At 65.2% G+C, this 26758-nt stretch carries 23 protein-coding genes and 1 tRNA gene; 11 read left to right on the top strand and 13 right to left on the bottom strand.

Annotation, left to right across the window (positions count from 1 at the left end):
- Positions 1-204 precede the first annotated feature (204 nt).
- Complete coding sequence (locus E4K65_RS08080) at positions 205-693, top strand: Lrp/AsnC family transcriptional regulator (RefSeq protein WP_027542695.1); 489 nt, start codon at positions 205-207, stop codon at positions 691-693.
- Positions 694-815: 122 nt separating this feature from the next.
- On the opposite strand, the gene E4K65_RS08085 is transcribed toward E4K65_RS08080, so the two are convergent.
- Positions 816-1844: an AraC family transcriptional regulator gene (locus E4K65_RS08085; RefSeq protein ID WP_135173663.1), complete on the bottom strand. Its 1029-nt coding sequence runs from the start codon at positions 1842-1844 to the stop codon at positions 816-818.
- A gap of 147 nt (positions 1845-1991) precedes the next feature.
- Here E4K65_RS08085 and E4K65_RS08090 point away from each other — a divergent pair, with 147 nt between their 5' ends.
- The 4 genes from E4K65_RS08090 (at position 1992) to E4K65_RS08105 (ending at position 7720) form a co-directional block, all read left to right on the top strand.
- Positions 1992-3119, top strand: a complete 1128-nt coding sequence (locus E4K65_RS08090) for an isovaleryl-CoA dehydrogenase (RefSeq protein WP_135173792.1) — start codon at positions 1992-1994, stop codon at positions 3117-3119.
- Positions 3120-3194: 75 nt separating this feature from the next.
- Positions 3195-4799 carry a carboxyl transferase domain-containing protein gene (locus tag E4K65_RS08095; protein ID WP_135173664.1) on the top strand — a complete coding sequence of 535 codons (1605 nt, stop codon included), beginning with the start codon at positions 3195-3197 and terminating at the stop codon, positions 4797-4799.
- A 4-nt stretch (positions 4800-4803) separates the two neighbouring features.
- Positions 4804-6807, top strand: a complete 2004-nt coding sequence (locus E4K65_RS08100) for an acetyl/propionyl/methylcrotonyl-CoA carboxylase subunit alpha (RefSeq protein ID WP_167770615.1) — start codon at positions 4804-4806, stop codon at positions 6805-6807.
- 1 nt (position 6808) lies between these two features.
- Entirely contained in the window at positions 6809-7720 is a 912-nt protein-coding gene (locus E4K65_RS08105) for a hydroxymethylglutaryl-CoA lyase (protein WP_135173666.1), read from the top strand.
- 103 nt (positions 7721-7823) lie between these two features.
- On the opposite strand, the gene E4K65_RS08110 is transcribed toward E4K65_RS08105, so the two are convergent.
- From E4K65_RS08110 to E4K65_RS08125, 4 genes are all read right to left on the bottom strand, one after another.
- Positions 7824-8750, bottom strand: coding sequence for a dihydrodipicolinate synthase family protein (locus E4K65_RS08110; protein ID WP_027542701.1), 927 nt, complete (start codon positions 8748-8750; stop codon positions 7824-7826).
- An 86-nt stretch (positions 8751-8836) separates the two neighbouring features.
- A complete protein-coding gene (locus tag E4K65_RS08115; protein ID WP_135173667.1) occupies positions 8837-9820 on the bottom strand; it encodes a TRAP transporter substrate-binding protein in 984 nt (327 codons plus the stop codon).
- Positions 9821-9843: 23 nt separating this feature from the next.
- Positions 9844-11109, bottom strand: a complete 1266-nt coding sequence (locus E4K65_RS08120; RefSeq protein ID WP_135173668.1) for a TRAP transporter large permease — start codon at positions 11107-11109, stop codon at positions 9844-9846.
- A complete protein-coding gene (locus tag E4K65_RS08125; RefSeq protein ID WP_167770653.1) occupies positions 11109-11717 on the bottom strand; it encodes a TRAP transporter small permease in 609 nt (202 codons plus the stop codon). Before E4K65_RS08125 ends, E4K65_RS08120 begins: the two co-directional genes overlap by 1 nt.
- A 234-nt stretch (positions 11718-11951) precedes the next feature.
- On the opposite strand from E4K65_RS08125, the gene E4K65_RS08130 reads away from it, so the two are divergent.
- The gene (locus E4K65_RS08130; protein WP_167770616.1) at positions 11952-12650 is read left to right on the top strand and encodes a GntR family transcriptional regulator; all 699 of its coding nucleotides are present in this window, start codon (positions 11952-11954) and stop codon (positions 12648-12650) included.
- 98 nt (positions 12651-12748) lie between these two features.
- Here the strand turns inward: E4K65_RS08130 and E4K65_RS08135 are convergent, their stop codons facing one another.
- From E4K65_RS08135 to E4K65_RS08145, 3 genes are read right to left on the bottom strand one after another with little or no spacing between them, the layout of a single operon-like run.
- Positions 12749-14107 carry a TRAP transporter large permease gene (locus E4K65_RS08135; protein ID WP_135173671.1) on the bottom strand — a complete coding sequence of 453 codons (1359 nt, stop codon included), beginning with the start codon at positions 14105-14107 and terminating at the stop codon, positions 12749-12751.
- The gene (locus E4K65_RS08140; RefSeq protein ID WP_135173672.1) at positions 14104-14658 is read right to left on the bottom strand and encodes a TRAP transporter small permease; all 555 of its coding nucleotides are present in this window, start codon (positions 14656-14658) and stop codon (positions 14104-14106) included. The genes E4K65_RS08135 and E4K65_RS08140 overlap by 4 nt, the downstream gene beginning before the upstream one ends.
- Entirely contained in the window at positions 14655-15677 is a 1023-nt protein-coding gene (locus tag E4K65_RS08145; RefSeq protein WP_135173673.1) for a TRAP transporter substrate-binding protein, read from the bottom strand. Before E4K65_RS08145 ends, E4K65_RS08140 begins: the two co-directional genes overlap by 4 nt.
- A 324-nt stretch (positions 15678-16001) precedes the next feature.
- On the opposite strand from E4K65_RS08145, the gene E4K65_RS08150 reads away from it, so the two are divergent.
- On the top strand, positions 16002-16244 hold the full coding sequence (locus E4K65_RS08150) for a pentapeptide MXKDX repeat protein (protein WP_135173674.1): 243 nt from the start codon (positions 16002-16004) through the stop codon (positions 16242-16244).
- 125 nt (positions 16245-16369) lie between these two features.
- Here E4K65_RS08150 and E4K65_RS08155 read toward each other — a convergent pair whose 3' ends face one another.
- Complete coding sequence (locus tag E4K65_RS08155) at positions 16370-16717, bottom strand: DUF6481 family protein (RefSeq protein WP_135173675.1); 348 nt, start codon at positions 16715-16717, stop codon at positions 16370-16372.
- Positions 16718-16979: 262 nt separating this feature from the next.
- Here E4K65_RS08155 and E4K65_RS08160 point away from each other — a divergent pair, with 262 nt between their 5' ends.
- The 3 genes from E4K65_RS08160 (at position 16980) to E4K65_RS08170 (ending at position 18517) form a co-directional block, all read left to right on the top strand.
- The gene (locus tag E4K65_RS08160; protein ID WP_167770617.1) at positions 16980-17216 is read left to right on the top strand and encodes a hypothetical protein; all 237 of its coding nucleotides are present in this window, start codon (positions 16980-16982) and stop codon (positions 17214-17216) included.
- 73 nt (positions 17217-17289) lie between these two features.
- A complete protein-coding gene (locus tag E4K65_RS08165; protein ID WP_167770618.1) occupies positions 17290-17532 on the top strand; it encodes a hypothetical protein in 243 nt (80 codons plus the stop codon).
- A gap of 172 nt (positions 17533-17704) precedes the next feature.
- Positions 17705-18517 (top strand): hypothetical protein, encoded by an 813-nt coding sequence (locus tag E4K65_RS08170; protein ID WP_135173678.1) that lies wholly within the window; start codon positions 17705-17707, stop codon positions 18515-18517.
- A gap of 110 nt (positions 18518-18627) precedes the next feature.
- Here E4K65_RS08170 and E4K65_RS08175 read toward each other — a convergent pair whose 3' ends face one another.
- The 4 genes from E4K65_RS08175 to E4K65_RS08190 form a co-directional block, all read right to left on the bottom strand.
- Positions 18628-18789: a hypothetical protein gene (locus E4K65_RS08175; protein ID WP_135173679.1), complete on the bottom strand. Its 162-nt coding sequence runs from the start codon at positions 18787-18789 to the stop codon at positions 18628-18630.
- A 573-nt stretch (positions 18790-19362) separates the two neighbouring features.
- Positions 19363-19674, bottom strand: coding sequence for a hypothetical protein (locus E4K65_RS48565; protein ID WP_235885524.1), 312 nt, complete (start codon positions 19672-19674; stop codon positions 19363-19365).
- 950 nt (positions 19675-20624) lie between these two features.
- Complete coding sequence (locus E4K65_RS08185) at positions 20625-20828, bottom strand: hypothetical protein (RefSeq protein ID WP_135173680.1); 204 nt, start codon at positions 20826-20828, stop codon at positions 20625-20627.
- Positions 20829-21032: 204 nt separating this feature from the next.
- Positions 21033-21109 (bottom strand) — tRNA-Arg (locus E4K65_RS08190).
- A 429-nt stretch (positions 21110-21538) separates the two neighbouring features.
- Here E4K65_RS08190 and E4K65_RS08195 point away from each other — a divergent pair.
- The gene (locus E4K65_RS08195) at positions 21539-26743 is read left to right on the top strand and encodes an alpha-2-macroglobulin family protein (protein ID WP_135173681.1); all 5205 of its coding nucleotides are present in this window, start codon (positions 21539-21541) and stop codon (positions 26741-26743) included.
- The last annotated feature ends 15 nt before the right edge of the window (positions 26744-26758 follow it).

Raw genomic sequence — 26758 nt, forward strand, 5'->3', positions numbered from 1 at the left:
CCATTCTCGTCCAAGACGTCGTCATGCCCGGGCCTGTCCCGGGCATCCGTTTTGGTGGGAGGGTGAACCACCTGGATGGCCGGGACATAGGCGAGCGGAAGCGACGCCGTCCTTCGGACCGCTGCGGCCGTCGAGGCCCTTGGCAGCAATTCCACCCCATGCTTCGCTGCCACTAGGCATGACAGGCTCAGGGCGAGGTGGGGTATGGCCGGGCGTGACCAGCTCGACGGCGTCGATCTGAAGATATTATCCGAGCTGCAGCAGGACGGGCGGGTGCGCAACAACGAGCTGGCGCTGCGCGTCGGCGTGTCCGCGCCCAACTGCCTGCGGCGGTTGAAGTCGCTGTTCAGCCGCGGCGTGATCCGGGCGGTGCGTGCCGTCATCGACGAGCGGCTGCTCGGCTATGAGGTGGTCTCGTTCGTGTCGATCCAGCTCGGCAGCCAGGCCCAGCCGGTGCTGGAGGCGTTCGAGGGCTCGATTGCCGCGATCCCGCGCATCCAGCAGTGCTGGCGGATTTCGGGCGACACCGACTATCTCCTGAAATGCGTCGCGCCGAGCGTCGAGAGCATGCGCCAGCAGCTGCTGCACTTCGCCGCGATGCCTGATGTCAAGAACGTCCGCAGCTTCCCGGTGCTGGGCGTCGCGAAGGACGTGCCGCTGCCGTTGCAGGAGGTCGCGGCGGCGGCAGGATAGGGGACTTCCTTGCGTGGATCGATCGGGGATTTCACAAAAGCCGAATACCAACACATTAAAAACTCACCTAACTGTGACATGTGATTTGGGAAGTCCTGCCGGGCCGCGGCCTCGCGCAGGCCTCAGCGATACCTTCCGCGAAACTCACGCGGCGAGGCGCCGGTCCAGCTGCGGAAGGCGCGCGAGAAGCTCTTCTCGTTGCGGAAGCCGGCGATCTCCGCGATCCGCTTGATCGGGGTGCGGCCACGCATCAGCTCCTGCTTGGCGAGCTCGAACTTCGCTTCTTCCTTGAGATCGCGGAGCGAGGTCGCCTCCTCGCGCAGGCGCCGGTGCATGGTGCGGGTGGAGAGCGCCAGCTCGCTTGCGACATCCTCGGCGCCGAGACTGCGTCCGCGCGCGTTGCGCAGCACGCGACGCACGCGCTCGACCAGCAGCCGGTCGCGCCGATAGGGCAGCACGGTCAGCCTCAGCGCGCCCTTGAGCATGTTGTCGAGATCGGCCGGGCTGCGCGTCAGCGGCAGCGAGAGATAATGCTTGTCGAACGCGATGCGGGCGCCATTCGCATCAAAGCTCAAGTGCCTGCAGAAGATCGTCGGATAGACCGAGACGTGACCCGGCTCGGCATAGGGAAACTCGGCCGCACGTAGCGCGATCGCGGAATCGACGGCCCAGCAGGAGAAGCCGAGGACATAGCGAAGCAGGGTGACGAGGCAGAATTCGCGCAAGTGGCCGAGGTCGCGCTGTTCGCGAAGGGAGATGGTCGCGGTCTCATCACCAAGCGAGAGCTCGAACAGCACATCCTCGGTCAGCAGGCGATGATGCCGGCACCAGCGTTTTAGCGCGACTTCGAGATTGGGGGCCGTGATCGAGGCACGGCACAGCATGCCATAGGTTCCCCAAGGCAGCCGGCGCGAGAACCAGCCGAGCGCCTCGTCGTCGAGCTCGCGCATGGCGTGGCCGGCCAGCGCCTCGAACTGGGCCGCCGTCACCCGTCCGTCCTGGGATCGAACGAGGTCCTCGGTGACCTGCCCCTTGCCCAACGCTTCGGCCGGATCCCGCCCATAAAGGGCATAAGCGGCAACCACGCCGCGGACGAAGGCGGCTGGGGTCATGGCGCGGCGGGGCGTCGCGGTTGCGGCTTGGAACGGCATGAAAAATCCTCGCCAAACTTGGCGGAAAATGCAACCTTTTCGACCGCCAGGACGCCTGGGCGGGGGTAGGTTCGGACCCGACAAGAATACGGAGGAATCGCCTTGAACATCCCGAGCATCGATTTCGATCTGGGCGAAGACATCAGCATGCTGCGCGACACGCTGCGCGCCTTCGTGGAGGCGGAGATCGCCCCCCGCGCCGCCGAGATCGAGAAGGCCAATCTGTTCCCGGCGGACCTCTGGAAGCGCCTTGGCGACCTCGGCCTGCTCGGCATGACCGCACCGGAGCAATATGGCGGCTCCAACATGGGCTATCTCGCCCATATCGTCGCCATGGAGGAGATTTCGCGCGGCTCGGCGGCCGTGGGGCTCTCCTACGGCGCCCACTCCAACCTCTGCGTCAACCAGATCCGCCGCAACGGCAGTGACGCGCAGCGGCAGCGCTATCTGCCGAAACTGATCTCCGGCGAGTATGTCGGCGCCCTCGCGATGTCCGAGCCCGGCGCCGGCTCCGACGTCGTCTCGATGAAGCTGCGCGCCGACAAGCGCGGCGACCGCTACGTGCTCAACGGCTCCAAGATGTGGATCACCAATGGCGGCGATGCCGACGTGCTGGTCGTCTACGCCAAGACCGATCCGGAGGCCGGCCCGCGCGGCATGACCGCCTTCCTGGTCGAGAAGGGCTTCAAGGGGTTCACCCACGGCCAGCATCTCGACAAGCTCGGCATGCGCGGCTCCAACACCTATCCCTTGTTCTTCGACGAGTGCGAGGTGCCGGAAGAGAATGTGCTCGGCAAGGTGGGCGAGGGCGTCAAGGTGCTGATGTCCGGCCTCGACTATGAGCGCACGGTGCTGTCGGGCGGCCCGCTCGGGATCATGGCGGCCTGCATGGACGCGGTGGTGCCCTACATGCACGAGCGCAAGCAGTTCGGCCAGCCGATCGGCGACTTCCAGCTGATGCAGGGAAAGCTCGCCGACATGTATGCGACCTGGCAGGCCACGCGCGCCTATGTCTATGCGGTGGGGCGCGCCTGCGACCGCGCCGACCATGCGCGGACCCTGCGCAAGGATGCCGCGGCGGCGATCCTCTATTCCGCCGAGAAGGCGACGTGGATGGCGGGCGAGGCGATTCAGGCGCTCGGCGGCGTCGGCTACACATCCGAATTTCCGGTCGGACGTCTGTGGCGCGACGCCAAGCTCTACGAGATCGGCGCGGGCACATCCGAGGTCCGCCGCATGCTGATCGGCCGCGAGCTGATGGCCGAGACGGCGTAAGTCCGGCGCACTTGAAATTGCCGCGGTCCCATCTGACCGCGGTCTCTCACCAGATCACCAGAAACGCGGGACAACATGCCGCTCCATTCCAGCATCGATCCGTCTTCATCAGACTTTGCGCGCAATGCCGAGGCCATGCGCTCGCTTGTCGCGGACCTGCGCGAAAAGCTCAGCCAGGTTGCCGGCGGCGGCGGCGAGATCTCGCGCAACCGCCACACCTCGCGCGGCAAGATGCTGGCGCGCGAGCGCGTTGACCTGCTGGTCGATCCCGGGACCTCGTTCCTGGAGCTGTCGCCGCTGGCGGCCTACGGCCTCTATGGCGGCGACGTGCATTCGGCGAGCGTCGTCACAGGCGTGGGGCGCATCTCGGGCCGTGAATGCGTGATCGTCGCCAACGACGCCACCATCAAGGGCGGCACCTATTATCCGATGACCGTGAAGAAGCATCTGCGCGCGCAGGACATCGCGCGGCAGAACAATCTTCCCTGCGTCTACATGGTGGATTCCGGCGGCGCCTTCCTGCCACTCCAGGACGAGATCTTTCCGGACGAGCGCCATTTCGGCCGCATCTTCTACAACCAGGCGCAGATGTCGTCGCAAGGCATCCCGCAGGTCGCGATCGTGATGGGGTCCTGTACCGCTGGCGGGGCCTATGTGCCGGCGATGTCGGACGAGAGCATCATCGTGCGCAACCAGGGCACCATCTTCCTCGGCGGCCCGCCGCTGGTGAAGGCGGCGACCGGCGAGGTGGTGACCGCAGAGGAGCTCGGCGGCGCCGACGTGCATTCGCGGCAATCGGGCGTGACCGATCACTACGCCCAGAACGACGCGCATGCGATCGGCATCGCCCGGCGCATCGTCGGCACCTTGAAGCCGTCGAGCCGGCCGAACCTCAACATGCATCCGCCGCGCGATCCGCTGTTCGCGGCGGAGGAGATCTACGGCGTGGTGCCGGTCGATGGCCGCAAGCCGTTCGACGTGCGCGACATCATCGCCCGCGTCGTGGACGGGTCGGAATTCGACGAGTTCAAGAAGCTCTACGGCACGACGCTGGTGTGCGGGTTCGCCCATATCTGGGGCTATCCGGTCGGCATCATCGCCAACAACGGCATCCTGTTCAGCGAGAGCTCGCTGAAGGGGGCGCATTTCATCGAGCTGTGCTGCCAGCGCGGCATTCCGCTGGTGTTCCTGCAGAACATCACCGGCTTCATGGTCGGCAAGAAATACGAGGCCGGCGGCATCGCGCGCGACGGCGCCAAGCTGGTGACGGCGGTCGCGACGGCGTCTGTGCCGAAATTCACCGTGGTGATCGGCGGCTCCTACGGCGCCGGCAACTACGGCATGTGCGGCCGCGCCTACTCACCGCGCTTCCTGTGGATGTGGCCGAACGCGCGCATCTCGGTGATGGGCGGCGAGCAGGCCTCGATGGTGCTGAGCCAGGTCCGGCGCGACAATATCGAGGCCAGGGGCGATAGCTGGTCCAAGGACGAGGAAGATAAATTCCGCGAGCCGATCCGCGCCCAATATGAGAGCCAGGGTCATCCCTATTACGCGACCGCGCGTCTGTGGGACGACGGCGTGATCGACCCGGCCGACACGCGCCTCGTGCTCGGCCTCGGCCTCTCGGCGGCGTCGAATGCGCCGATCGAGCCGACCAAATTCGGCCTGTTCAGGATGTAATGCGATGGACCGCTCAAAGCTCTACCGGCGTTTTCGCACCCTCCTGATCGCCAACCGCGGCGAGATCGCCTGCCGCGTCATCCGCACCGCGCGCGCCATGGGCCTGCGCACGGTCGCGGTCTATTCCGAGGCCGACCGCGACGCGATGCATGTCGCGCTCGCCGACGAGGCCGTGCTGCTGGGGCCGGCGCGGGCCCGCGACAGCTATCTCAATGTCGAGCGGCTGATCGAGGCGGCGCGCAAGACCGGCGCCGAGGCGGTGCATCCCGGCTACGGCTTCCTGTCGGAGAATGCCGAGTTTGCGCATGCCTGCCTCGATGCGGGGCTGGTCTTCGTGGGGCCGACGGCCGGAATGATGACGGCGATGGGCTCGAAGTCCGGCTCGAAAGCGCTGATGGAGAAGGCCGGCGTGCCGCTGGTGCCCGGCTATCACGGCGAGGCCCAGGACGAGGCGACGCTGGCCAAGGCCGCCGACAAGATTGGCTTTCCCATTCTGGTCAAGGCATCCGCCGGCGGCGGTGGCCGCGGCATGCGCATCGTGCGCTCGGCCGCCGAGCTTGGCCCTGCGATCGTCAGCGCCAAGCGCGAGGCCAAGGCCGCGTTCGGCGACGATCGCATGCTGATCGAGAAATATGTCGACAATCCCCGGCATATCGAGGTGCAGATCATCGGCGACAGTCACGGCAATCTGCTCTCGCTGTTCGAGCGCGAATGCACGTTGCAGCGCCGCCACCAGAAGGTGATCGAGGAAGCGCCGTCGCCAACCCTCAATGCGGCACAGCGCGAGACGGTCTGCGCCGCGGCGCGCAAGGCGGCGGGCGCGGTGGATTATGTCGGCGCCGGCACCATCGAGTTCGTCTCCGACGGCAAGGACGTGTTCTTCATCGAGATGAACACACGTCTCCAGGTCGAGCATCCCGTGACCGAGCTGATCACCGGGATCGATCTCGTCGAATGGCAGCTGCGCGTCGCCTTCGGCGAGGCGCTGCCGCTCAGGCAGGACGAGATCCGCCTCAACGGCCACGCGGTCGAGGCGCGCGTCTACGCCGAGAATCCGACCAAGAACTTCATGCCGTCGGTCGGCAGGATCTCGACCTGGCGGCTGCCCGCGGAGACCGGCGGCCTCCGCATCGACGCCGGCTATCGCGAAGGCGACAGCGTCTCGCCCTATTACGACGCGATGCTGGCCAAGATGATCGCGTGGGCACCGACCCGGGATGTCGCGATCGAGCGGCTGAACCGCGGACTGGAGGACTCCGACGTCCGCGGCATCGTCACCAATATCCCGTTCCTGTCGGCGCTGATCACGCATCAAAAAGTGCGGGCGAATGCGATCGACACCGGCTTCATCGAGCGCGAACTGGCGGTGCTGACGCAGGCTACGCCGGCGCCCGGCGAGCTCGAGCTCTGCGCCGCGGTCGCCGCTGTTGTCAACGACGAGCGGCAGGCGGCCCAAGTGGACGCGAATTCGCCGTGGCAGACGTTTGGCTGGATGCCGGTCGGCCGCCGTCAACGTCATTTTGCCTTCCGTGTCGGACACGGGCCCGAGCAGAAGATCACCCTCAACTACGGCAGCGGGCCGTCGACGCTTGTGATCGGCGACCGCGAGCTGGCATTCGCGATTGCACCGAAGGATGGCGGCTTCGATCTCACGCTCGATGGCGTCAAATCGTCCGTCGCCGCCGTCATCGACGGCCATGAACTCTATTTGCGCACGCGCCACGGCCGCTTCGACCTGCATTGGGTCGATCCGTTCGGCGGCGAGACCGAGGAGCAGGCCGGCGCGGACAAGATCGCGGCACCCTTGCCCGGCACGGTCGTCGCCGTGCTGGCCGAGGAGGGCGCAACGCTGGAGAAGGGCGCGCCGATCCTCACCCTCGAAGTGATGAAGATGGAGCAGACGCTGCGTGCGCCCTATGCCGGCGTGCTGAAGTCGATCAAGTGCAAGGTCGGCGACATCGTGCAGGAAGGCGTCGAGCTCGCCGTGGTCGAGCCTTCGGGAGAATGAGATGAGCGATCCGGTCCGCATCATCGAAATGGGGCCGCGCGACGGCCTCCAGAACGAGAAGATTCCGGTCAGCGTCGAGGCCCGCATCGCCTTCGTCGAGGCGCTGGTCGGAGCCGGCCTCAAGACGGTGGAGGTCGGCGCCTTCGTCTCGCCCAAGGCGATCCCGCAGATGGCAAGCTCCGACGCCGTGCTGCGCGGCGTTGCCCACATGACCGACGCCGAATTCCACGTGCTGGTGCCGAACGAGAAGGGCTATGACGCCGCGCGCGCCGCGGGCGCGAAAGTGGTCTCCGTGTTCGCGGCGGCCTCCGAGGGCTTTTCCCGGGCCAACATCAACTGCACCGTCGCGGAATCCATCGAGCGCTTCAAGCCGGTGATGGAACGCGCGAAGGCCGACGGCATCAGGGTGCGCGGCTATATCTCCTGCGTGCTGGGCTGTCCGTTCGACGGCGAGATTAAGCCGAAGGCCGTTGCCGATCTTGCGAAGACGTTGTGGGACCTCGGCTGTTACGAGATCTCGCTCGGCGACACCATCGGCGTCGGCACGCCTGATAAGGCGAAGCAGATGCTGCGCGCGGTCAGCGCCAACGTTCCCGCAGCCAAACTGGCGATGCATTTCCATGACACCTACGGCCAGGCGCTCGCCAATCTCTACGCCGGGCTGGAGGAGGGTGTCCGTGTCATCGATGCGGCTGCCGGCGGTCTCGGCGGCTGCCCCTACGCCCCCGGCGCGACAGGCAATGTCGCGACCGAAGATGTCGTCTACATGCTCGAAGGCATGGGCATCAGCACCGGCGTCGACATGGAGAAGCTGCTGGCGGCCACGAACGAGATGAGCGGCGTGCTGGGCAAGCCGCCCGTGAGCCGAGTGGCTTCCGCGCTGAACGCGAAGAGGAAGCGGGCCGCTTCCTAGTCCTCCGTCATTGCGAGCGCAGCGAAGCAATCCAGAAACTTTCCGATGAGAAAGTCTGGGATTGCTTCGTCGCAAGGGCTCCTCGCAATGACGACGGAGGCGGTCAGGCCGCCTTCAGGCCCACGTCCGGCAGGAGCGGCCGGTTCTTGAGGGCGCGGACCATCATGGCCTCGACCTCGGCCTTCTCCTGCGGCAGCAGTGCGAGCCGGGGCGGACGGGTCAGAGCGGTGCCGCGGCCCATGATGTGCTCGCACAGCTTGATGCACTGGACGAGGTCCGGGCGCGCGTCGAGATGCAAGAGCGGCATGAACCATTCGTAGAGCGGCATCGCCTCGGCATAGCGACCGGCCCTGGCCAGGCGAAACAGCGTCTCGCCCTCGCGCGGGAAGGCGTTCGACATGCCGGAGACCCAGCCCACCGCGCCCATGGCGACACTCTCGACGATGACGTCGTCGAGGCCTGCGAACAGCACGAAACGGTCGCCGACCATGTTCCTTGTGTCGATGAAGCGACGGGTATCGCCTGAGGAATCCTTGAAGCAAACGACGGTCTCGACGTCGGCGAGCGAGGCCAGGATGTCGGGGGTGACGTCGTTCTTGTAGATCGGCGGATTGTTGTAGAGCATCACGGGCAAGTCCGTCGCGGTGGCGACGGCGCGGAAATGCGCGGCGGTCTCGTGCGGCTTCGACGAATAGACCAGCGCCGGCATCACCATGACGCCGTCGATACCGACGCGCGCGGCTTCCTTCGCTGTCTCGACCGCGAAGGCCGTGGTGAACTCGGCGATGCCGCACAGCACGGGCACGCGCCCGGCCGCGACCGATTTGGCCGTCTCCATGATCGCGACCTTCTCCTTGCGCTCCAGCGACGTGTTCTCGCCGACGGAGCCGCAGACGATCAGGCCGGAGACGCCGTCACGGATCAGCCCGTCCATCACCTTCGCGGTCGCATCGATGTCGAGCGAGAGATCGTCGTGGAATTGCGTGGTGACGGCCGGGAAGACGCCTTCCCAGGAAACGCGGCGGCTCATGGTCTAACTCCAAGCGAATATGGCGTGTGAATTGGCCGGCGGGGGGCTGGGGCCGCCGGCTGTGGTGAAGAGGATGGCGGGTGGGATCAGAGCGTGGCGCCGACCTTGCGCAATTCGGCGAGGACCGGAGCCTTGGGCAGCCAGATCTTGTCGAACTCGGCGATGACGGCCTCGGTGTCGCCGGCCGGGACCTGACGGATCGGGATCGGCGCGTTCTTGAAGTTCTCGATCAGCGCCGGCTCGTTGCCGGCGAGCTCGTCGATCTGCGCGTCGAGTGTGGTTTTGATCGTCTTGGTGATCAGCTCGCGGTCGGCGGCCGGCAGCGTCTGCCAGACCCGGCCCGAGACCACCGCTGCCATCGGCATGAAGACGGCATTCATCTGGAGGATCACCTTCGAGACCTTGTCGAAGCGCTGGTTCCAGGAGAATTCGAGATCGGCCTCGAGGCCGTCGACCTGGCCGTTGGCCATGGCGTCGAACACCTGCGGCGTCGGGATCGGCGTCGGCGCCGCGCCCAGCGACGAATAGAAATCGCGATAGACCGGCGTCGGGTTGATTCGCAGCTTCATGCCCTTGATGTCGGCGAGCGAATTCAGGTCCTTGGAGGAGAACACCGCGCGCATGCCGGTGATCCCCCAGCCGAGCCCGATCGTGCCGGTCTCCTGCGGCAGCACGTCGAACAGCTTCACCGTCGCCGGATGCCGCACGAATTTCGCGACCGCCGGCGTCGAGCGGACGATGTAGGGCGCGTTGATCGCGGCAATGTGCGGCACGCGCGAGCCCAGCTCGGCGGCCTGGATGAAGCCCATGTCGAGTGCGCCGGACTGCAATTGCTGCATCATCGCGGGCTCGTTGCCGAGCTGGCCGGAGTGGAACACGGTCAATGTCAGGCGGCCGTTCGTCGCGGCCTTGAGGTCGTCGCCGAATTTGATTGCGGCCTTGTTCCAGGAATGACCGTTCGGCGTGATCAGGCCGAGGCGGAATTCCTTGGCCTGGGCGAGCGCCAGCGACGGCGCGAACACCGATGCGGCTGCGCTGGCGGCGAGAAAGCGGCGACGTGAAAGCGGCATGGTCGGGCTCCTTTTGGACGGGCCTATTTGACGAGGATCAGCGAGAGCGAGGGGAAGAGCGAGAGCAGCACCAGGAGGACGCAGGAGATGACGAAGAAGGGCAGCGTCACCATGAACATCTTGCCGGGCTTGGCGCCGGTGACGGCAGCCGCGACGAAGAAGCAGAGCCCGACCGGCGGCGACAACAGGCCGAGCACCAGGTTGATCACCACGACGACGCCGAAGTGACGGGGGTCGATGTGGTAGACGTCGGTTGCAACAGGCAGCAGGATCGGCACCGTCATGATCAGGCCGGGGATGCCGTCGATCACAGTGCCGATCACCAGCAGGATGACGTTGCAGATCAGCATGAAGCTGATCGGGTCCTTGGCGGCCGACTGGATCCAGCCGGCGGTCTCCTGCGGCACCTTGCCGAAGATCAGGACCCAGGAGAACACGGCGGCGGCGGCGACGAGGAACAGCACGATCGCCGAATAGATGGCACTGCGCAGCATCATCTGCGGCAGCTGCGAGAACTCGAACTCCCTGGTCCAGTATTTTCCCACCAGCGCCGCAGCGACTGCGCCGACGGCAGCGGATTCCGTCGCGTTGGCGAGGCCACCGAGGATGGTGCCGACGATGACGATCGGGATCAGCAGGGTGGGCGATGTCCGCAGGATCGTCATGACGCGCTGACGCGGCGTCTGATAGTCGGCGCGGGGATAGTTGTAGATGTATCCCATCAGCGCAATGACGAGGCAGAACATCACGGTGAGGATGACGCCCGGCACGATGCCGGCGATCAGCATGTCGCTGACCGAGACCTGCGCGAGCACGCTGTAGACCACGAACATCACCGAGGGCGGGATGATCGGCCCGAGCATGCCGCCATAGGCGGTCAGTCCCGCCGCAAAAGTCTTGTCGTAGCCCTTCTTCTCCATCTCCGGCACCATGATCTGGGCCATGATCGCGACCTGCGCGGTCGCAGATCCCAGGATCGAGGAGATGAACATGTTGGCGAGGATGTTGACGTAGGCGAGCCCGCCCTTCAGCGAGCCGACGAAAGCCATCGCCATGTCGACGATGCGGCGGGTGATGCCGCCGCCATTCATGATCTCGCCGATCAGGATGAAGAGCGGAATGGCGATCAGGCCGTAACTGTCGACGCCGCCGAACAGCTGGAGCGGATAGGACTGGAACAGAACCGGATTGCCTGATGCGGCGATATAGACGAGGCCGGCGAGGCACAGGCAGAGCCCGATCGGCACGCCGACCAGCATGATCGCGACGAAGGCGGCAGACGTGATCATCAGTTGACCCCGTCGAGCTCGGAGAGCTGAAAGCCGATCAGTGGCGTGCGCGGGACCAGCTCGAGATCTTCGAGCAGATTGGCGAGGCCGTGAATGGTCATCGACACCGCGAAGATCGGCAGCGTCAGATAGAGCACCCAGGTCGGCCAGTTCAGCGTCTGGGTGTGCTCGGTGTAGAGGAAGTTGAAGGTCTCGGCGGCGAGCTTGCGCCCGTCGAAGCCGGCGCGTGCGAGGCCAATCGGGTCCATCCAGAGCACGCAGGTGATGATCAGGGCGACGCCGAACACGACGACGAGGCCGGTCGAGATGACCTTGGCGAGCTTCTGGCGCCTCGGCGAAAGCCGCTCCGTCAGCATCGTGACGGCGAAGTCGAGCCGCAGCCGCGTCATCGCGGACGCCCCGATGAAGGTCAGCCAGACCACGCAATAAACAGCCGATTCATCGATCCAGTAGATCGGGAAGTGCGAATAGCGGGTGACGACGTTCACCAGGATCAGTCCGGTGAGCAGGTACATCAGGCCCATCAGCGCGAGACGTTCGACGGCGAGCAGGGCGCTGGAAGCCCTGACCACAATCCGCCGCGCGCTGAACGCGCCCGCATCCGGCATCGTCCCTTCGATCATCAAAGGCCCCAACCCCCCGCAAGATTTCTCGTGCCAAGGCAAAATGTATAATTTATACATTTGAGGTGTCAAACGGAGATTGCGGTCATTTCGGCGGCAGGACGCGCCTTTGCTGGGCACCTGTCTTTTGTGGGATGCCTGGCTTTTGCTGGCCGCCTCAACATGCAAGAGAGGGACCGCTTTCTGCCGGACGAGTCGCGAAGAAAGACGGAAGGTCAGATGAAACAGCCTCTGAAGCATCGCACTCTGTCGGCTGCGATCGTGGACCAGCTCCGGCAGGCGATCCTCGACGGCACCTATCCGGCCGGATCGCAATTGCGCCAGGATGCGCTCGGCGATGCCTATGGCGTCAGCCGCATTCCGGTGCGCGAGGCGCTGTTCCAGCTCGAGGCCGAGGGGCTGGTGCGCATCGTTCCGCAGAAGGGCGCCATCGTCTCGGAGCTGTCACTGGACGAGATCAACGATGTGTTCGACCTGCGCCGCATCCTCGAGCCGCGCCTCCTGGCGCAATCGGCGCCGCGTTTTACTGCGGAGGACTTCGAGGGGCTGGACGACATCCACAAGAGTTTTGAGAAGGCAATCAAGGCGCGCAACGTCAGCGAATGGGGCCAGCTCAACGCCGACTTCCACATGGCGCTCTATGTGCACGCGCCGCAACCTCGTACGCGCGCAATCGTGCTGTCGCTGCTCCAGACCAGCGACCGTTATACACGCCTCCAGCTCTCCAACACCAAGGCGATGGGGACGGCCGAGAAAGAGCACGCCCACCTTATCGCGCTCTGCCGCGCGCAGAAAGTCGAGGAGGCCTGCCGCTTCCTGGAACGGCACATCGAGGCCGTGCGCAAGGATCTGTTGCAGGTGGTGGCCGGCAGCGCGATCGCGCCGCGTGCGCGGCAGAAGCGCGAGCAGCGTTCGTAGGGTGGGCGAAGGCGCATAGCGCCGTGCCACCGTCTACGCGTCGCATATTCTGGTGGGCACGCTACGCTTTGCCCATCCTACCGCAGTTGCGATTGCCGCTACCTGCTCCCGTCCGGTCCCATCACGAGATCCGGCAGCGCGGTCGAGATGCCCGGCACGAAGCAGAGCAGCAGCACCGCGAGCATCATCAGGAGCACGAACGGCAGCGTGCCCCAGATCACTTCGCTCAGGGGGATGTCGGGCGCGACGTTGCGGATGACGAAGATGTTGAGGCCGACAGGTGGATGGATCAGCCCCATCTCCATCACGATGGTCATGACCACGCCGAACCAGATGATGTCGAAGTTCGCGGCGCGTAAGGGCGGCAGGATGATCGGCGCCGTCATCAGGATGATCGAGACCGGCGGCAGGAAGAAGCCGAGCACGACGACCATGACGAGGATCGCGAACAACAGGCCCCAGCGCGGCAGGTGCATCGCGACGACGGATTCGGCGACCGACTGCGAGATGTGCAGATAGCTCATCACGTAGGAGTAGAGCAGCGACATGCCGATGATCATCATCAGCATGGTCGATTCCCGGATCGTCGACTTCATGATGGGCGCAAGGTCGCTCGGCCGCCACACGCTGTAGATCGCCGCGATCAGCGCCAGCGCCAGGAGGCCACCGAGGCCGGCGGTCTCCGACGGCGTGGCATAGCCGCCATAGAGCGCAATCATGACGCCGGTAAGCAGCAGCACGAACGGGATCACGCGCGGCAGCACGCTGAAGCGTTCGGCCAGTGTGTAGTCGTCGCGAGCGAGGATTGCCGCTTCCGGTCCGCCATTCCTGTAGATGACTTCAGCGGCTGCATATTCCTGGCGGAAGCGGATCACGGCATAGGCGCCGAACAGGCTGACGAGCAACAGGCCCGGACCGATGCCGGCAAGGAACAAGCGCCCAAGGGACTTTTCCGCCGCGACCGCGAACAAGATCATGGTGATCGAGGGCGGCAGCAGGATGCCGAGCGTGCCGCCGGCGGCGATGATTCCGGCGGCAAAGCCGCCGGAATAGCCGCGCTTGCGCATCTCGGGGATGCCGGCCGAGCCGATCGCCGAGCAGGTCGCTGGGCTCGAGCCCGCCATCGCCGCGAACAGCGCGCAGGCGAACACGTTGGCGACGCCGAGCCCGCCGGGGACGCGGTGCAGCCAGGCATGCAGGGCCAGGTACAGATCCTGGCCGGCGCGCGACTTGCCGATCGCCGCGCCCTTCAGGATGAAGAGTGGGATCGACAGCAGCGTGATCGAGGCCATTTCCTCGTAGACGTTCTGCGTCACCGTATCGAGCGAGGCCGATGGCATGTAGATGCCCATGAACACGACCGCGACCGCGCCGAGCGCGAAGGCGATCGGCATGCCAGAGAACATCACCAGCAGCGTCGCAATCGCGTAGGCGAGGCCGATACCGAAAACGCTCATGGACGCTTGGCTCCTGCGAAAGGCAGCGCAAGCTGCACGAGAATCTGGACGCAGAGCAGGCTCATGCCGAGCGCCATCAGCGAATAGGGAATGGCGAGCGGCGGCGACCACATCGAGTTCGAGACCTGACCATCGACATAGGCCTCATGGGCCAGCGTCCAGGACTTCCAGGTGAAGAAGGCGCAGAACAGGAATGTCGCGGCATCGACCAGCCAGAGCCGGATCCGGTTCGCCAGCGGCGAGAGCAGGCCGACGAAGGCCTCGATGCCGATATGACCGCGGTTCTGCTGCACATAGGCGGCCGTCATGAAGGTCGCCCCGACCAGCAGGAACACGGCGGCCTCGTCCTGCCAGTAGTTGGCGGCCTTGAACAAGGCGCGGCTCAGCACGCTATAGCTCAGGATGGCGCAGGCCGCGACCAGCGCGATCGCTGCGAACACGATGATGATGCTGTTGAGGATGGCGAGACCGCGATCGATCGCCGCCGCAAGGCCGGTCCTTGCGGCAGCGTTTGCCTGGTCGTCACGATCCGGAAGCGGACCGTGGCTCATGCCGAGACGTCGGAGGCGAGCTTGAGCAGGTTCGCGGCGGTCGCGGTCTTGGCGCCGTAGTCCTTCCACGCGGTGTCGCGGGCGATGTCGCGCCACTTGCCGACGGTCGCGGCATCGAGCACCGAGACCTTGGCGCCGGCCTTCTCGTAGACCTTGGCGACCTCGACGTCATCGTCCTGCGCGCCCTTGCGGCCGAAGGCTTCGAGCTCGGCGCCGACTGCGAGCAGCACGTCCTGCTGGTTCTTCGGCAGCTTGTCGAAGATCGCCTTCGACATCATCAAGGGCTCGAGCATGAACCAGTAGGAGGCACCCGCGCCCGAGGTCAGCGACTTCGCGACCTCTTCGAGCCGGAACGAGATCAGGCTGGTGGAGGAGGTGAGAGCGGCGTCGCACGCGCCGGTCTGCATCGCCGCGTAGATTTCGTTCGACGGCACCGACAGCACCGAGGCGCCGGCGGTCTGGAGCACCATGTCCATCTCGCGCGAGCCGCCGCGCACCTTCATGCCCTTGGCGTCTTCAGGCGCGACGATCGGCTTGGAGCGGCTGGCGAGGCCGCCGGCCTGCCACACCCAGGTGAGCAGGATGATGCCCTTGTCGGCGAGGAAGTCGGAGAGCGCCTTGCCGACCGGCTCCTTCTTCCAGCGCATGCCCTGGTCGTAGGTGGTGACGAGGCCCGGCATCAGGCCGATATTGGTCTCCGGCAGTTCGCCGCCGGCGTAAGGCATCGGATAGAGGCTGATGTCGAGCGCGCCCTTGCGCATCGCGGAGAACTGCGCGTTGGTCTTGATCAGCGAGGAGTTCGGATAGATCTCAGCGGCAATGTCGCCATTGCTGCGCTTGGCGACTTCGGCGGCGAACATGCGGCAGAGCCGGTCGCGGAAATCGCCCTTGTCGATGGTGCCGCCGGGGAATTGATGAGAGATCTTCAGCGTGGTGGCGGCATGCGCGGTGCCGGTGCCGAAGCGGAGAATGGCGGGTGCGGCGACGGCGGTCGCGATCAGGTGGCGGCGCGTGAGCATGGTGTGATCCCCTTGAACGTTTCTTTGAACGGTTCTTGTTTGGTGTGATTTGGGTCGGGCCTTGTGAGACCGCCGCATAGGCCCATCCTATCCGGTCTTTCGCCCGATGTTCTCTCATCTGATAGTTCGAGACCGAATGCCGCGGCAAGTGTCGACCGTGCTGCGCTGCACACTTCCGATCCCCGCAGGCTATGCCGAACGACGGACCGCGGCGGGCGCGCAGAAATTTATCAGCGACCGCGTAACAACGTCGCGTGGCAATCCGTCGAGATTGAGTAGCGGCGTCCGTCGCTGACAAACACCATCTCGAAGGGAAGACTAGTCATGACCATTCGCACCCGCATCACGCTCGGCGTCTCGGCTGCCGCTCTCTCGCTTGGCCTGGCGCTGTCGCCGGCCGCCTTTGCCCAGGACAAGATGGGCAAGGAGGACGGTATGATGAAGAAGGAGACCATGTCCAAGGACGGCATGAAGAAGGATGCCATGACCAAGGACGACGGCATGAAGAAGGATCACATGTCGAAGGACGGGATGAAGAAAGACGACGGGATGATGAAGAAGAACTGATCTTCGGTCGTCGCGAGAGGCGTTTGTGCAAGGCAGACGCGCGCTCTCGAACGTCCGGGGCGGTCAGGTGGACCGCCCCGGAGCAATGTCTCGGTTCAAGTTCAATTGAACGTGATTTTTGAACGTTACTTGCGCTTGGCCTTGCGGGCGGCGTAGCGGGCGTCGCGCTTGGCCTTCTGTTCGGCCTCGAGCGCAGCCGCGTTGGCGGCCGCTTCCTCGGCCTCGCGCGCAAGCCGCGCGGCTTCGGCGGCCTTGGCTTCTTCCTCAAGTCGCTTCTGCTCGGCCCTTTCGGCCTCGCGCGCAGCCTTTGCCTCGGCGCGCTTGGCCGCGAGCGCCTCGCGCTCGGCACGCTTCGCCGCAACCGACGGATCATCTGGCCCGGGCTGGGATTTGAATTTGTTCAAAAGATTTTTGCGGGCGTCTTGCGCCGCCTTTTGCCGGTCTGCAAAACCGGGTTCCCTGAATCCACTCATCGACGAGCCTTGTCTTCCTCGCTTTCGACCCTACATCACTGCGTGTTGGTACGTCGGCTGGGCATAGCAGGCGCCACGCGACGCACATGCGTGTACATCGCCGTGCGCCGCAACGCCACCCAATTCGCAGCCGATCAGGTAGACGAAAATCGCCCACCGACGATCTCTCGTAGCCCGGAAAAACTGCCGAATTGTGATGTCCCTCATAAGGGAGCATGTGGAGCGGCGCCTAGCGTCCGCGCCAGCAAGACGGAGCACGGGCATGACTACCTTCCGATTGGGCCTGAAGGCGCTTGCAATTACCGTCGTGGTGGTCGCTGTGGCCGCCGCCGCGCTGCTGCTCGCTCGTCCGCGGCCGATCGAAAGCGCCGTGCTCGGCGCCGGCTGGGAGTGCAGCCAGACCGCATTCGTGCTCACGACCTGCGCACCACGCGTTCGTGAAGCGGTCCCCGCCGTCGAAACCTCGCGCAAGGATGCGATCCGGGCGACCCGCGGCTGAACCGGAACTGATTGCGATGTGACGCGACGCCGCAGAGGTGTTAAAGCCGGCTCGCCCCCGCGATCAGTCCGTCATGACCAAGCCCGAGTCTGAGTCCAATCCCAAGCCAAGCCCCGGACCGGGTGAAAAGCCCAGATCCGCGCCAGGACCTCAATCCGGTGACAACCGCCGCGGCGCGATCGCCGGCCTGATCATCGCGATCGTGATCCTCGGCGTCGGCTGGTGGCTTGCCCGCGATCTCACCGCCGCCAGCAAGATGCAGGACTGCCTGATGTCGGGGCGGAGCAATTGCAACGTGATCGAGCCGGCCCGCTAGCAGCGCTCAAACACGTCCGGTAGAGCCAAAAAATGCCGTGATCTTAATCATTTGTAACGCGACTTCGCCGATCAGGCAGGTCAGTTATGTCAGCCGGCATCAGCCCAGCGCGCGGCGAATCGTCTATCGCGCTGGGACCACGGCAATCGAAAGAGTAGGGGGTCAAGCACGCATGAGTGCGTCCAGCCACATGAAGATCATCATTCCCTTGGTTTCGGCCATGTCGCTGCTCGCGCTCTCGGCGCAGGCGCAGGAGGCCCGGCCGCCGAAGGACCCCGGCCAATCGCCGGCAGGGCCAGCCGCGGGCGCACCGCCCCAGAACAATCAGAACATGCGCAAGGGCCCGCCGCCGCAGCAGGCGGCCCGGCCTGCGCCGCAGCCCGGCGGCCAGCCCCATGCGGGACCCGGTCATGCGGGTCCTGGTGCCGGCCCAGCCGCCGGTCCGGCTCCTGGCCCGCGCAATGCGGGCGGTCCGCCGCCCGGTCGTAATTACGCCAGGGGTCCCGCACCGGCGCGCGACTGGGGCGGACACGCCTATCGCGGTAATGTTGCCTGGGATGGCGGTCGCTGGCGCCACGAGGTCCACAACGGCCGCTCCGGCTGGTGGTGGGACGTCGGCGGCGTCTGGTATTATTATCCGCAGCGGATGGCCGGTCCGCCCGGCTATATCTCGGAGGAGTATTACGACGACGTGCCGGTGGCCTACGCCCCGCCGCCCGTCGCCTACGAACCGCCGCCTCCGCCGCCGCCGGCCGATCCCGGTGCGAGCGCGCTTGGCGGTGCCATTGTCGGCGGTGTGCTCGGCGGCCTGATCTCGGGTAACGCGTCGGGCGCGGCCGCAGGCACCGTGATCGGCGGCGCTACCGGCGCGATCGCCGGTGCGACCGCTGCCTCGCGTCCCGGCTACTATCTGGCCGAGGGCAATTGCTACTACCGCTATCCGAGCGGCCAGTATGTGCAGGCCGATCCCCGCGCGTGTTACTGAGATTCCGGACAGCTCTGGAACGGAGAGGCGGGCGAAAGGCCCGCTTCTTTTTTGTCCGGGTTTGTCGTCTTGGCTTGGCGTCGCGGCAGAATGACTGATCGCCTCGCGCCTCAAGACACCAGCCAGGTCATGAACGCCATGAGGCCCCAGACCAGGCCCGCGATCCACGCCAGCATCACGATGCCGATGGTCGCAAGAAAGGTGACGCCGAACACGTCGGTCCTTTTCCGCTGTGTGGGGACGTGAGCTTCGGCTGCAGCTTCTCGTGTCATGACCGCAAGACCACTCGTGCTTTCTCCCGCCTTTGGGAGCACTGAGATGTTCTAGCCGAGACGCCGGGCGCAGGCTGTGACGCAGTTCACATCCGTCTGAATGACGCCGGGTCTCACGGTTTCGTGCAGTATGGGCGTCGCACGGTCGGCGTGGGCGTTCTGAAACCGCGGGTGCAGTTTCATATCGTGTACAATTTCAGCGTGTTGAAATAGCTGGCGACAACGCTGGTTATCCGCATTCATACGGACGAAATTGCCATGCACTTGTCCAGATCGGACGGCTAGAATCCGCCCCATGTGTAACACGTACGATCCACAGCACGAAGCCGAGGCGGCAATGAAGCGCGCCGCGGCATCAGAAGGCCCGGACCGGCAAAGACTCATCGAGCTCGCCATTGCCTGGCATCAGCTGGCCCGCGACCGGCGCGACGATGAACCGACGGACTAGTCGGATTCAGCCGACGATCGCCGGCCGAATCCTTTCGCCTTCGATCCACCGCAAGCGTTGCTCGCCTCGCGCTGCATGAGCTGCAGCCAACGTGTTGACCGTGATCCCGTTCCAGGCTGCTGCTGTCAAACGCCGCGATCGATGCCGACCGGTTTCGGCCGGTGCACGTAGTCCAGGATGCATGGTCGATCCGCCGAACGGCGGTTCTGGTCGCTCCCGCCCGCCAGCGAACGAACGGCGAAGGCCAGCTGATGCTGGCTCGCCGCGACGTTCATAATGGATGCTTGTGCCTTCTCGAGGTGTTTTGCCATCTCGCCGGAGTTCAAGTCCACGCCGGCATCGATCGCCAAGAACGACATTGCAGCGACGGCAATTCCGGACGCGATAGCCATTCCTGTCCATTCAGATGACGGCATCACAGAAATCTTCGACACCATTTCGGCATGCCGGATAGATAGGACTCTCTCGTCGCCTGGACAGGCCTGCGCACGCTTTCTTGAAGTGTGACAGATTTGCAAATCACGTTGCCACGGAGATCGCGGGCCGGGATGATTTGCGGCTCTGCCGTCGGCTCGGCCAAGCCCGAATGAAGCCAATCCGCTCGAAGAGCAAGACTGGCGATCCCAGCAGGACTCGAACCTGCAGTGCTCGGAGACATCCACAACGTGATCAAGGGCAGGTCGCCGCCGCGCGCTACCGGAAGCTGTATGCCACGATTTCCTAACCCCAAAGAGATATTCAACTTCTGATATGCTTTGCTATTCTATTCCCGCATTCTTGGATTGATCCCCCTGGATGCATCGGAACGATCGCCTAGCCAACCTCACCCCTGCGGTTGGCTAGGCACTTTCATTTCGATCAGGGTCTCTTCCATCTTCCATCTTCCATCGCGCGGCCGCTTGCCAAATCGAATCCGCTCGCGCGACGGCGGTTCGCGCCGGTCGTGCAGTAAGCATTCGGCATGAGCAGCGGATATCGTATCCGCACGTCGCAAAATCGCTGCACTCTATCAATTGCAGAGCGTGTTGCGCCCGTGTTGCGTCGCTTGTAGCCGATTTGTAATCGCAGTGCTTGAACCACTACGTTTCATCGCGCTTATTCGTATCATTGATTTGCTTCAATGTGCTCATGGGTCGCGTGGATCGCGCGGCAGCGGGCTTCCGGGTTCAACACGGAGGCACTGCGCATGGGCGAACGTATCGCCAATCACCGTTGCCAAGTTTGCCGCCATCCAGAACGATGGCGCGTCGAGCTATTGCGTGCTGGCGGCGCGTCTCTCGATGCTCTAGCCGACAAGTTCGGCCTAGATCGTGACGCGATCTGGCGCCATCGGTCGAAGCACGTCCCGGACGAAACCAAGGCAACCTACCTCTGCGGCCCGGCGCAGTCAGCCGAGCTTGCGGAGAAGGCGGCCAGCGAGGGTGACAGCGTCCTCGATGTTGATGCTTTGGGCCATCGAGCCCAGTTCGCCAGTAACGCGGGCGATCGTCTCGAGCACCGACGTGAGCCGGCCGGCAACGTAAGCGACGCCACGCGCATCTCCCGCCTCGTTCATTGCCGCGAGCTGTCCTGTCAGAATGGTGCGCACCATCCGCAGATGATCCGATTCGCGTTTGCGCCTAACGCCTCTGGCGGCCCCATGCACAAAGATCTCGACGCGCGATGCCGAGCAGCGTCCCGATCATCAGCCCGATGCGCGCGGTCATTGGCCGCCTCCGGAGCGCCGCGCAACACGGTTTGGCATCGAGAATGAAGTCAATACGGCAGCAAGTCATTGATTTACGGGTTGAAAAACTGGCGATCCCAGCAGGACTCGAACCTGCAACCCGCGGAGTAGAAATCCGCTACTCTATCCAGTTGAGCTATGGGACCGTCTTGAGGCTGGGTCTTGAGGCCGGTCTTGGGCCGGTCTCGGCTACCGCCTGCCGGTCTTCTATCACGCCAGATATGAAAAATCCGCGCGTTCGCCAAGCCTGAACCGAACCGTTTTCCTCAAAGCCGCGACAAAGCGGAACGGTGGGGTGTCAGGGTGCCGGGTTGAGCGGCAGCGGACTGGACGATGGATCACATCGCCGGGAACGCTGGTCAGCTTCCGGGACACCGCCGCCGGTCGATTGGTCGGGTATGGCTGCGCCATCAGGACGGCGTGCGCGGTGATATCTTGATCGGTCTCCTCTGGGCTTGCCTTGTCATGGCGAATGCGACGATTTGCACCTCTGGTTCCATCGCCTTGAGTCCGTCACCTTTCCGCGCACTTCATTTGCCGCCGCGGCGTTCGTCCGCGATTTCCGGGAGTCCATCATGATCGGTCTGGTTCGCGCCGTCACACTCTGCGCCGCGCTGGCGCTCGGCCTTAGTGCCGCGCAAGCTGCTGACAAGGCCTTCAAGCGCGACGATCTCGCTGATTCCTCGATCAAGCTGGAGGCCCAGATCAAGAGCGAGGCGGGGCCGGTCGCCAAGACCGGCGCGACGCTGCGCACGGACGCCGACGCCGCTTTCAAGCGCAGTGATTTCCGTGCCGGCCTGTCCGTGCTCGGCCAGATCGCCGCCACGACGCCTGAGGATGCCGGCAACTGGCTGCGGCTTGCCAAGGTGATCTTCCAGATATTGCCCAAGAATTCGAGCGAGCAGACGTTCCTGCTGGAGCGCGCCTCGACCGCCGCCTACATCGCCTATATGCGCGCGGGCAATCCGGGCGAGGAGGCCGACGCGCTTGCGGTGCTTGGCAAGTCGCTGGCCGAGCGCAAGCTGTGGCGGCCGGCGCTGGACGCGCTGCGGCTGTCGCTGGACATGCGCGAGGTCGCCGACGTCCGCGGCCAATACGAGAAGATGCGCGACGAGCACGGCTTCCGCCTGCTCGACTATACCGTGGATTCGGATTCGGCCAGTCCGCGGGCCTGCTTCCAGTTCTCGGAAGAACTCGCCAAGCGCACCGATTTCGCGCCGTTCCTCGCGCTGGCGGGCCAGGACAAGCCGGCGCTGTCGGCCGAAGGCAAGCAGCTCTGCGTCGACGGCCTGAAGCACGGCGAGCGCTACAACATCAACTTGCGCGCCGGCCTGCCGTCCACAGTGAAGGAGGGGCTGCCGAAATCGGCCGAGTTCAACGTCTATGTGCGCGACCGAAAGCCCTTCGTGCGCTTCACCAGCCGCGCCTATGTGCTGCCGAAGACCGGCCAGCGCGGTATTCCCGTGGTCAGCGTCAACACGCCCGCGGTCAACGTCAACGTCTTCCGGATCGGCGACCGCAACCTGATCAACACGGTGGTCGACAGCGATTTCCAGAAGACGCTGTCGCGCTACCAGCTCTCGGATCTCGGCGCCGAGCGCGGCGTCAAGGTCTGGTCCGGCGAGCTCGCGACCGCGATGACGCTGAACCAGGACGTCACCACGGCGTTCCCGGTCGACCAGGCGCTCGGCGAGCTTCAGCCGGGCGTCTATGTGATGACCGCCGCGGCCAAGGGCCCGGGCTCGGACGACGAGTCCCAGCTCGCCACGCAATGGTTCATCGTCTCCGATCTCGGGGTGTCGGCCTATTCCGGCAATGACGGCATCCACGTGTTCATCAACTCGCTGGCCTCGACCGATCCAGTCGGCAAAGCCGATGTGCGGCTGGTCGCGCGCAACAACGAGATCCTGGCCACCCGCAAGACCGACGAATCCGGTCACGTGCTGTTCGAGGCCGGCCTTGCGCGCGGCGAGGGCGGCCTGTCGCCGGCGATGCTGACGGTCACGGGCGAGAAGGCCGACTACGCCTTCCTCAGCCTCAAGACGAGCGCCTTCGATCTGTCCGACCGTGGCGTGGCGGGCCGCGCAGCGCCTGTTGGCGCCGACGCCTTCGTCTATGCCGAGCGCGGCGTCTACCGCTCCAGCGAGACCGTCTATCTCACCGCGCTGCTCCGCGACGGGCAGGGGAATGCCATCACCGGCGGGCCGATGACCCTGGTGGTCGAGCGCCCTGACGGCGTCGAATACCGCCGCGCCGTGCTGTCCGACCAGGGCGCCGGCGGCCGCACGCTGTCCTTGCCGCTCAACTCGGCTGTGCCGACCGGGACCTGGCGGGTGCGCGCCTTCACCGACCCGAAGGGCTCCTCAGTGGGCGAAACCACCTTCATGGTCGAGGACTACGTCCCCGACCGGATCGAATTCGACTTGTCCGCCAAGGACAAGCTGATCAAAGCTAACGCTCCAGTGGAGCTTAAGGCCGACGGTCATTTCCTCTACGGCGCACCGGCCTCGGGCCTCCAGCTCGAAGGCGACATGCTGATCGCGCCCGCTTCCGAGCGCCCTGGTTTTCCCGGATATCAATTCGGCGTTGCCGACGAGGAGACCACCTCGAACGAGCGCACGCCGCTGGAGAACCTGCCCGAGGCCGACGCCAATGGCGTTGCCACCTTCCCGGTGACGCTGGACAAGCAGCCGGCTTCGACCCGCCCGCAGGAAGCGCAGATCTTCGTCCGCATGGTCGAGACCGGCGGCCGCGCCGTCGAGCGCAAGATCGTGCTGCCGGTCGCGCCCGCGACCGCGATGATCGGCATCAAGCCGCTGTTCGGCGACAAGAACGTCGCCGAAGGCGACAAGGCCGAATTCGACGTCGTGTTCGTCTCGCCCGAGGGCGAGAGGCTGCGCCGTGACGGCCTGCGCTACGAGCTCCTGAAGATGGAATCGCGCTATCAGTGGTATCGCCAGAACAATTACTGGGAGTACGAGCCGGTCAAGTCGACCTCGCGCGTCGCCGACGGCGATCTCACCATCGCCGCCGACAAGCCGTCGCGGGTCTCACTCAGCCCGCAGCCCGGCCGCTACCGGCTCGACGTCAAGTCGAACGACGCTGACGGCCCGGTGACCTCGGTGCAGTTCGACGTCGGCTGGTATTCCGACGGCAGCGCCGACACGCCGGACCTGCTGGAGACCTCGATCGACAAGGCGCAATACGCCTCCGGCGACACCATGACGGTGTCGGTGAACGTGCGCACCGCCGGCAAGCTCACCATCAACGTGCTCGGCGACCGCCTGCTGACGACGCAGACCATCGACGTCAAAGAAGGCACTGCGCAGGTGAAGCTCCCGGTCGGCAAGGACTGGGGCACCGGCGCCTATGTCGTGGCGACGCTGCGCCGTCCGCTCGATGCCGCCGCCCAGCGCATGCCGGGCCGCGCCATCGGCCTGAAATGGTTCGGCATCGACAAGCAGACCCGCACGCTTCAGGTGAAGCTGACGCCGCCGGCGCTGATCCGGCCGAATGCGATGCTGAAGATCCCGGTCAGGCTCGACGGGCTCAATCCCGGCGAGGACGCCAAGGTCGTCATCGCCGCGGTCGATGTCGGCATCCTCAACCTCACCAATTACAAGCCGCCGGCACCGGACGATTACTATCTCGGCCAGCGCCGCCTGAGCGCGGAGATCCGCGATCTCTACGGCCAGCTCATCGACGGCATGTCGGGCACGCGCGGCCAGATCAAGTCCGGCGGCGACGCGGGAGCCGGCGAATTGCAGGGCTCGCCGCCCGCGCAAAAGCCGCTCGCGCTCTATTCCGGCATCGTCACGGTCGCCGCCGACGGCACCGCCGAGGTGAGCTTCGACATTCCGGAGTTCGCCGGCACCGCGCGCGTGATGGCGGTGGCGTGGACCGCGACCAAGCTTGGCCGCGCCAACACCGACGTCGTGATCCGTGATCCCGTCGTGCTGACCACGACTCTGCCGCGCTTCCTGCTCAATGGCGACCACGGCACGGTCAACCTGGAGATCGACAATGTCGAGGGCCAGGCCGGCGACTACGTCATCAACGTGAAGACGGGCGGTCCGGTGAAGATGACCGGCAATCCCGCAACCACGGTCAAGCTCGCCGCCAAGCAGCGCAACTCGTTCTCGCTCGCGCTCGATGCGACCGCGGCGGGGCAGGCGACGCTCGACGTCGACATCAAGGGGCCGAACGGGCTTGCCCTCGCACGCCACTATGCGCTCGACGTCAAGGCGGCCACGCAGGTGCTGGCGCGGCGTTCGATCCGGACGCTTGCGAAGGGCGAGAGCCTGACGCTGACCTCGGATATGTTCTCCGACCTCGTGCCGGGTACCGGCAGCGTCTCGGTCTCGGCGAGCCTGTCCACCGCGCTCGATGCGGCGACGATCCTCAAAGCGCTCGATCGCTATCCCTATGGCTGCTCGGAGCAGATCACGAGCCGTGCCATGCCGCTGCTCTATGTCAACGAGCTCGCGGCCGGCGCGCATCTGGCCATGGACACCGAGGTCGACCAGCGCATCCGCGACGCGATCGAGCGGCTCTTGGCGCGCCAGGGTTCGAACGGCTCGTTTGGCCTGTGGTCGGCCGGCGGCGACGACGCCTGGCTCGATGCGTATGTGACGGACTTCCTGACCCGCGCCCGCGAAAAGGGGTTTGCGGTGCCGGACGTGCTGTTCAAGAACGCGCTCGACCGCGTCCGCAACTCCGTCGTCAACGGCAACGAGCCGGAGAAGGACGGCGGGCGCGATCTCGCCTATGGCCTCTACGTGCTCGCGCGCAATGGCGCAGCTCCGATCGGCGACCTCCGCTATCTCGCCGACACCAAGCTCTCCAACCTCGCGACGCCGATCGCGAAGTCGCAGCTTGCTGCGGCACTGGCCCTGGTTGGCGACCGCAACCGTGCGGAGCGGGTCTATGGTGCCGCGCTCGACTCGCTTGCGCCAAAGCCCGTGCTGGAGTTCGGCCGCACTGACTATGGCTCGCAGCTTCGCGATGCGGCGGCGCTGGTCTCGCTGGCCAGCGAAGGCAACGCGCCGAGGGCGACGCTGACGCAGGCGGTGTCGCGGGTCGAGACCGCGCGCGGGCTCACGCCCTACACCTCCACGCAGGAGAACGCGTGGCTGGTGCTGGCGGCGCGGGCGCTCGCCAAGGAAAACCTCTCGATCGAGGTCGACGGCCAGCCGGTCAAGACCGCGCTCTATCGCAGCTACAAGGCGGACACGCTGAGCGGCAAGCCGCTGAAGATCACCAACACCGGCGATGCGCCGGTGCAGGCGGTGGTCTCGGTGTCGGGCTCGCCGGTGACGCCGGAGCCGGCGGCATCGAACGGCTTCAAGATCGAGCGCAATTACTTCACGCTTGACGGCAAGCCCGCCGACATCAGCAAGGTCAAGCAGAACCAGCGCTTCGCGGTGGTGCTGAAGATCACCGAGGCCAAGCCCGAGTACGGCCACATCATGGTGTCCGACTATCTGCCGGCGGGGCTGGAGATCGACAATCCGAAGCTGGTCTCGTCCGGCGACAGCGGTACGCTGGACTGGATCGAGGACGGCGAGGAGCCCGAGAATACCGAGTTCCGCGATGACCGCTTCACGGCGGCCGTTGACCGGGCCTCGGACTCCAAGTCGGTGTTCACCGTTGCCTACGTTGTCCGCGCCGTTTCGCCGGGTAAATACGTATTGCCGCAGGCCTATGTCGAGGACATGTACAATCCCTCGCGCTATGGGCGGACGGGGACGGGCACTGTCGAGGTGCGGGCGGCGAAGTGAGATGGGCTCGAACGT

Origin of the sequence: Bradyrhizobium niftali (assembly GCF_004571025.1) — a bacterium.
GTDB classification, from domain to species: domain Bacteria; phylum Pseudomonadota; class Alphaproteobacteria; order Rhizobiales; family Xanthobacteraceae; genus Bradyrhizobium; species Bradyrhizobium niftali.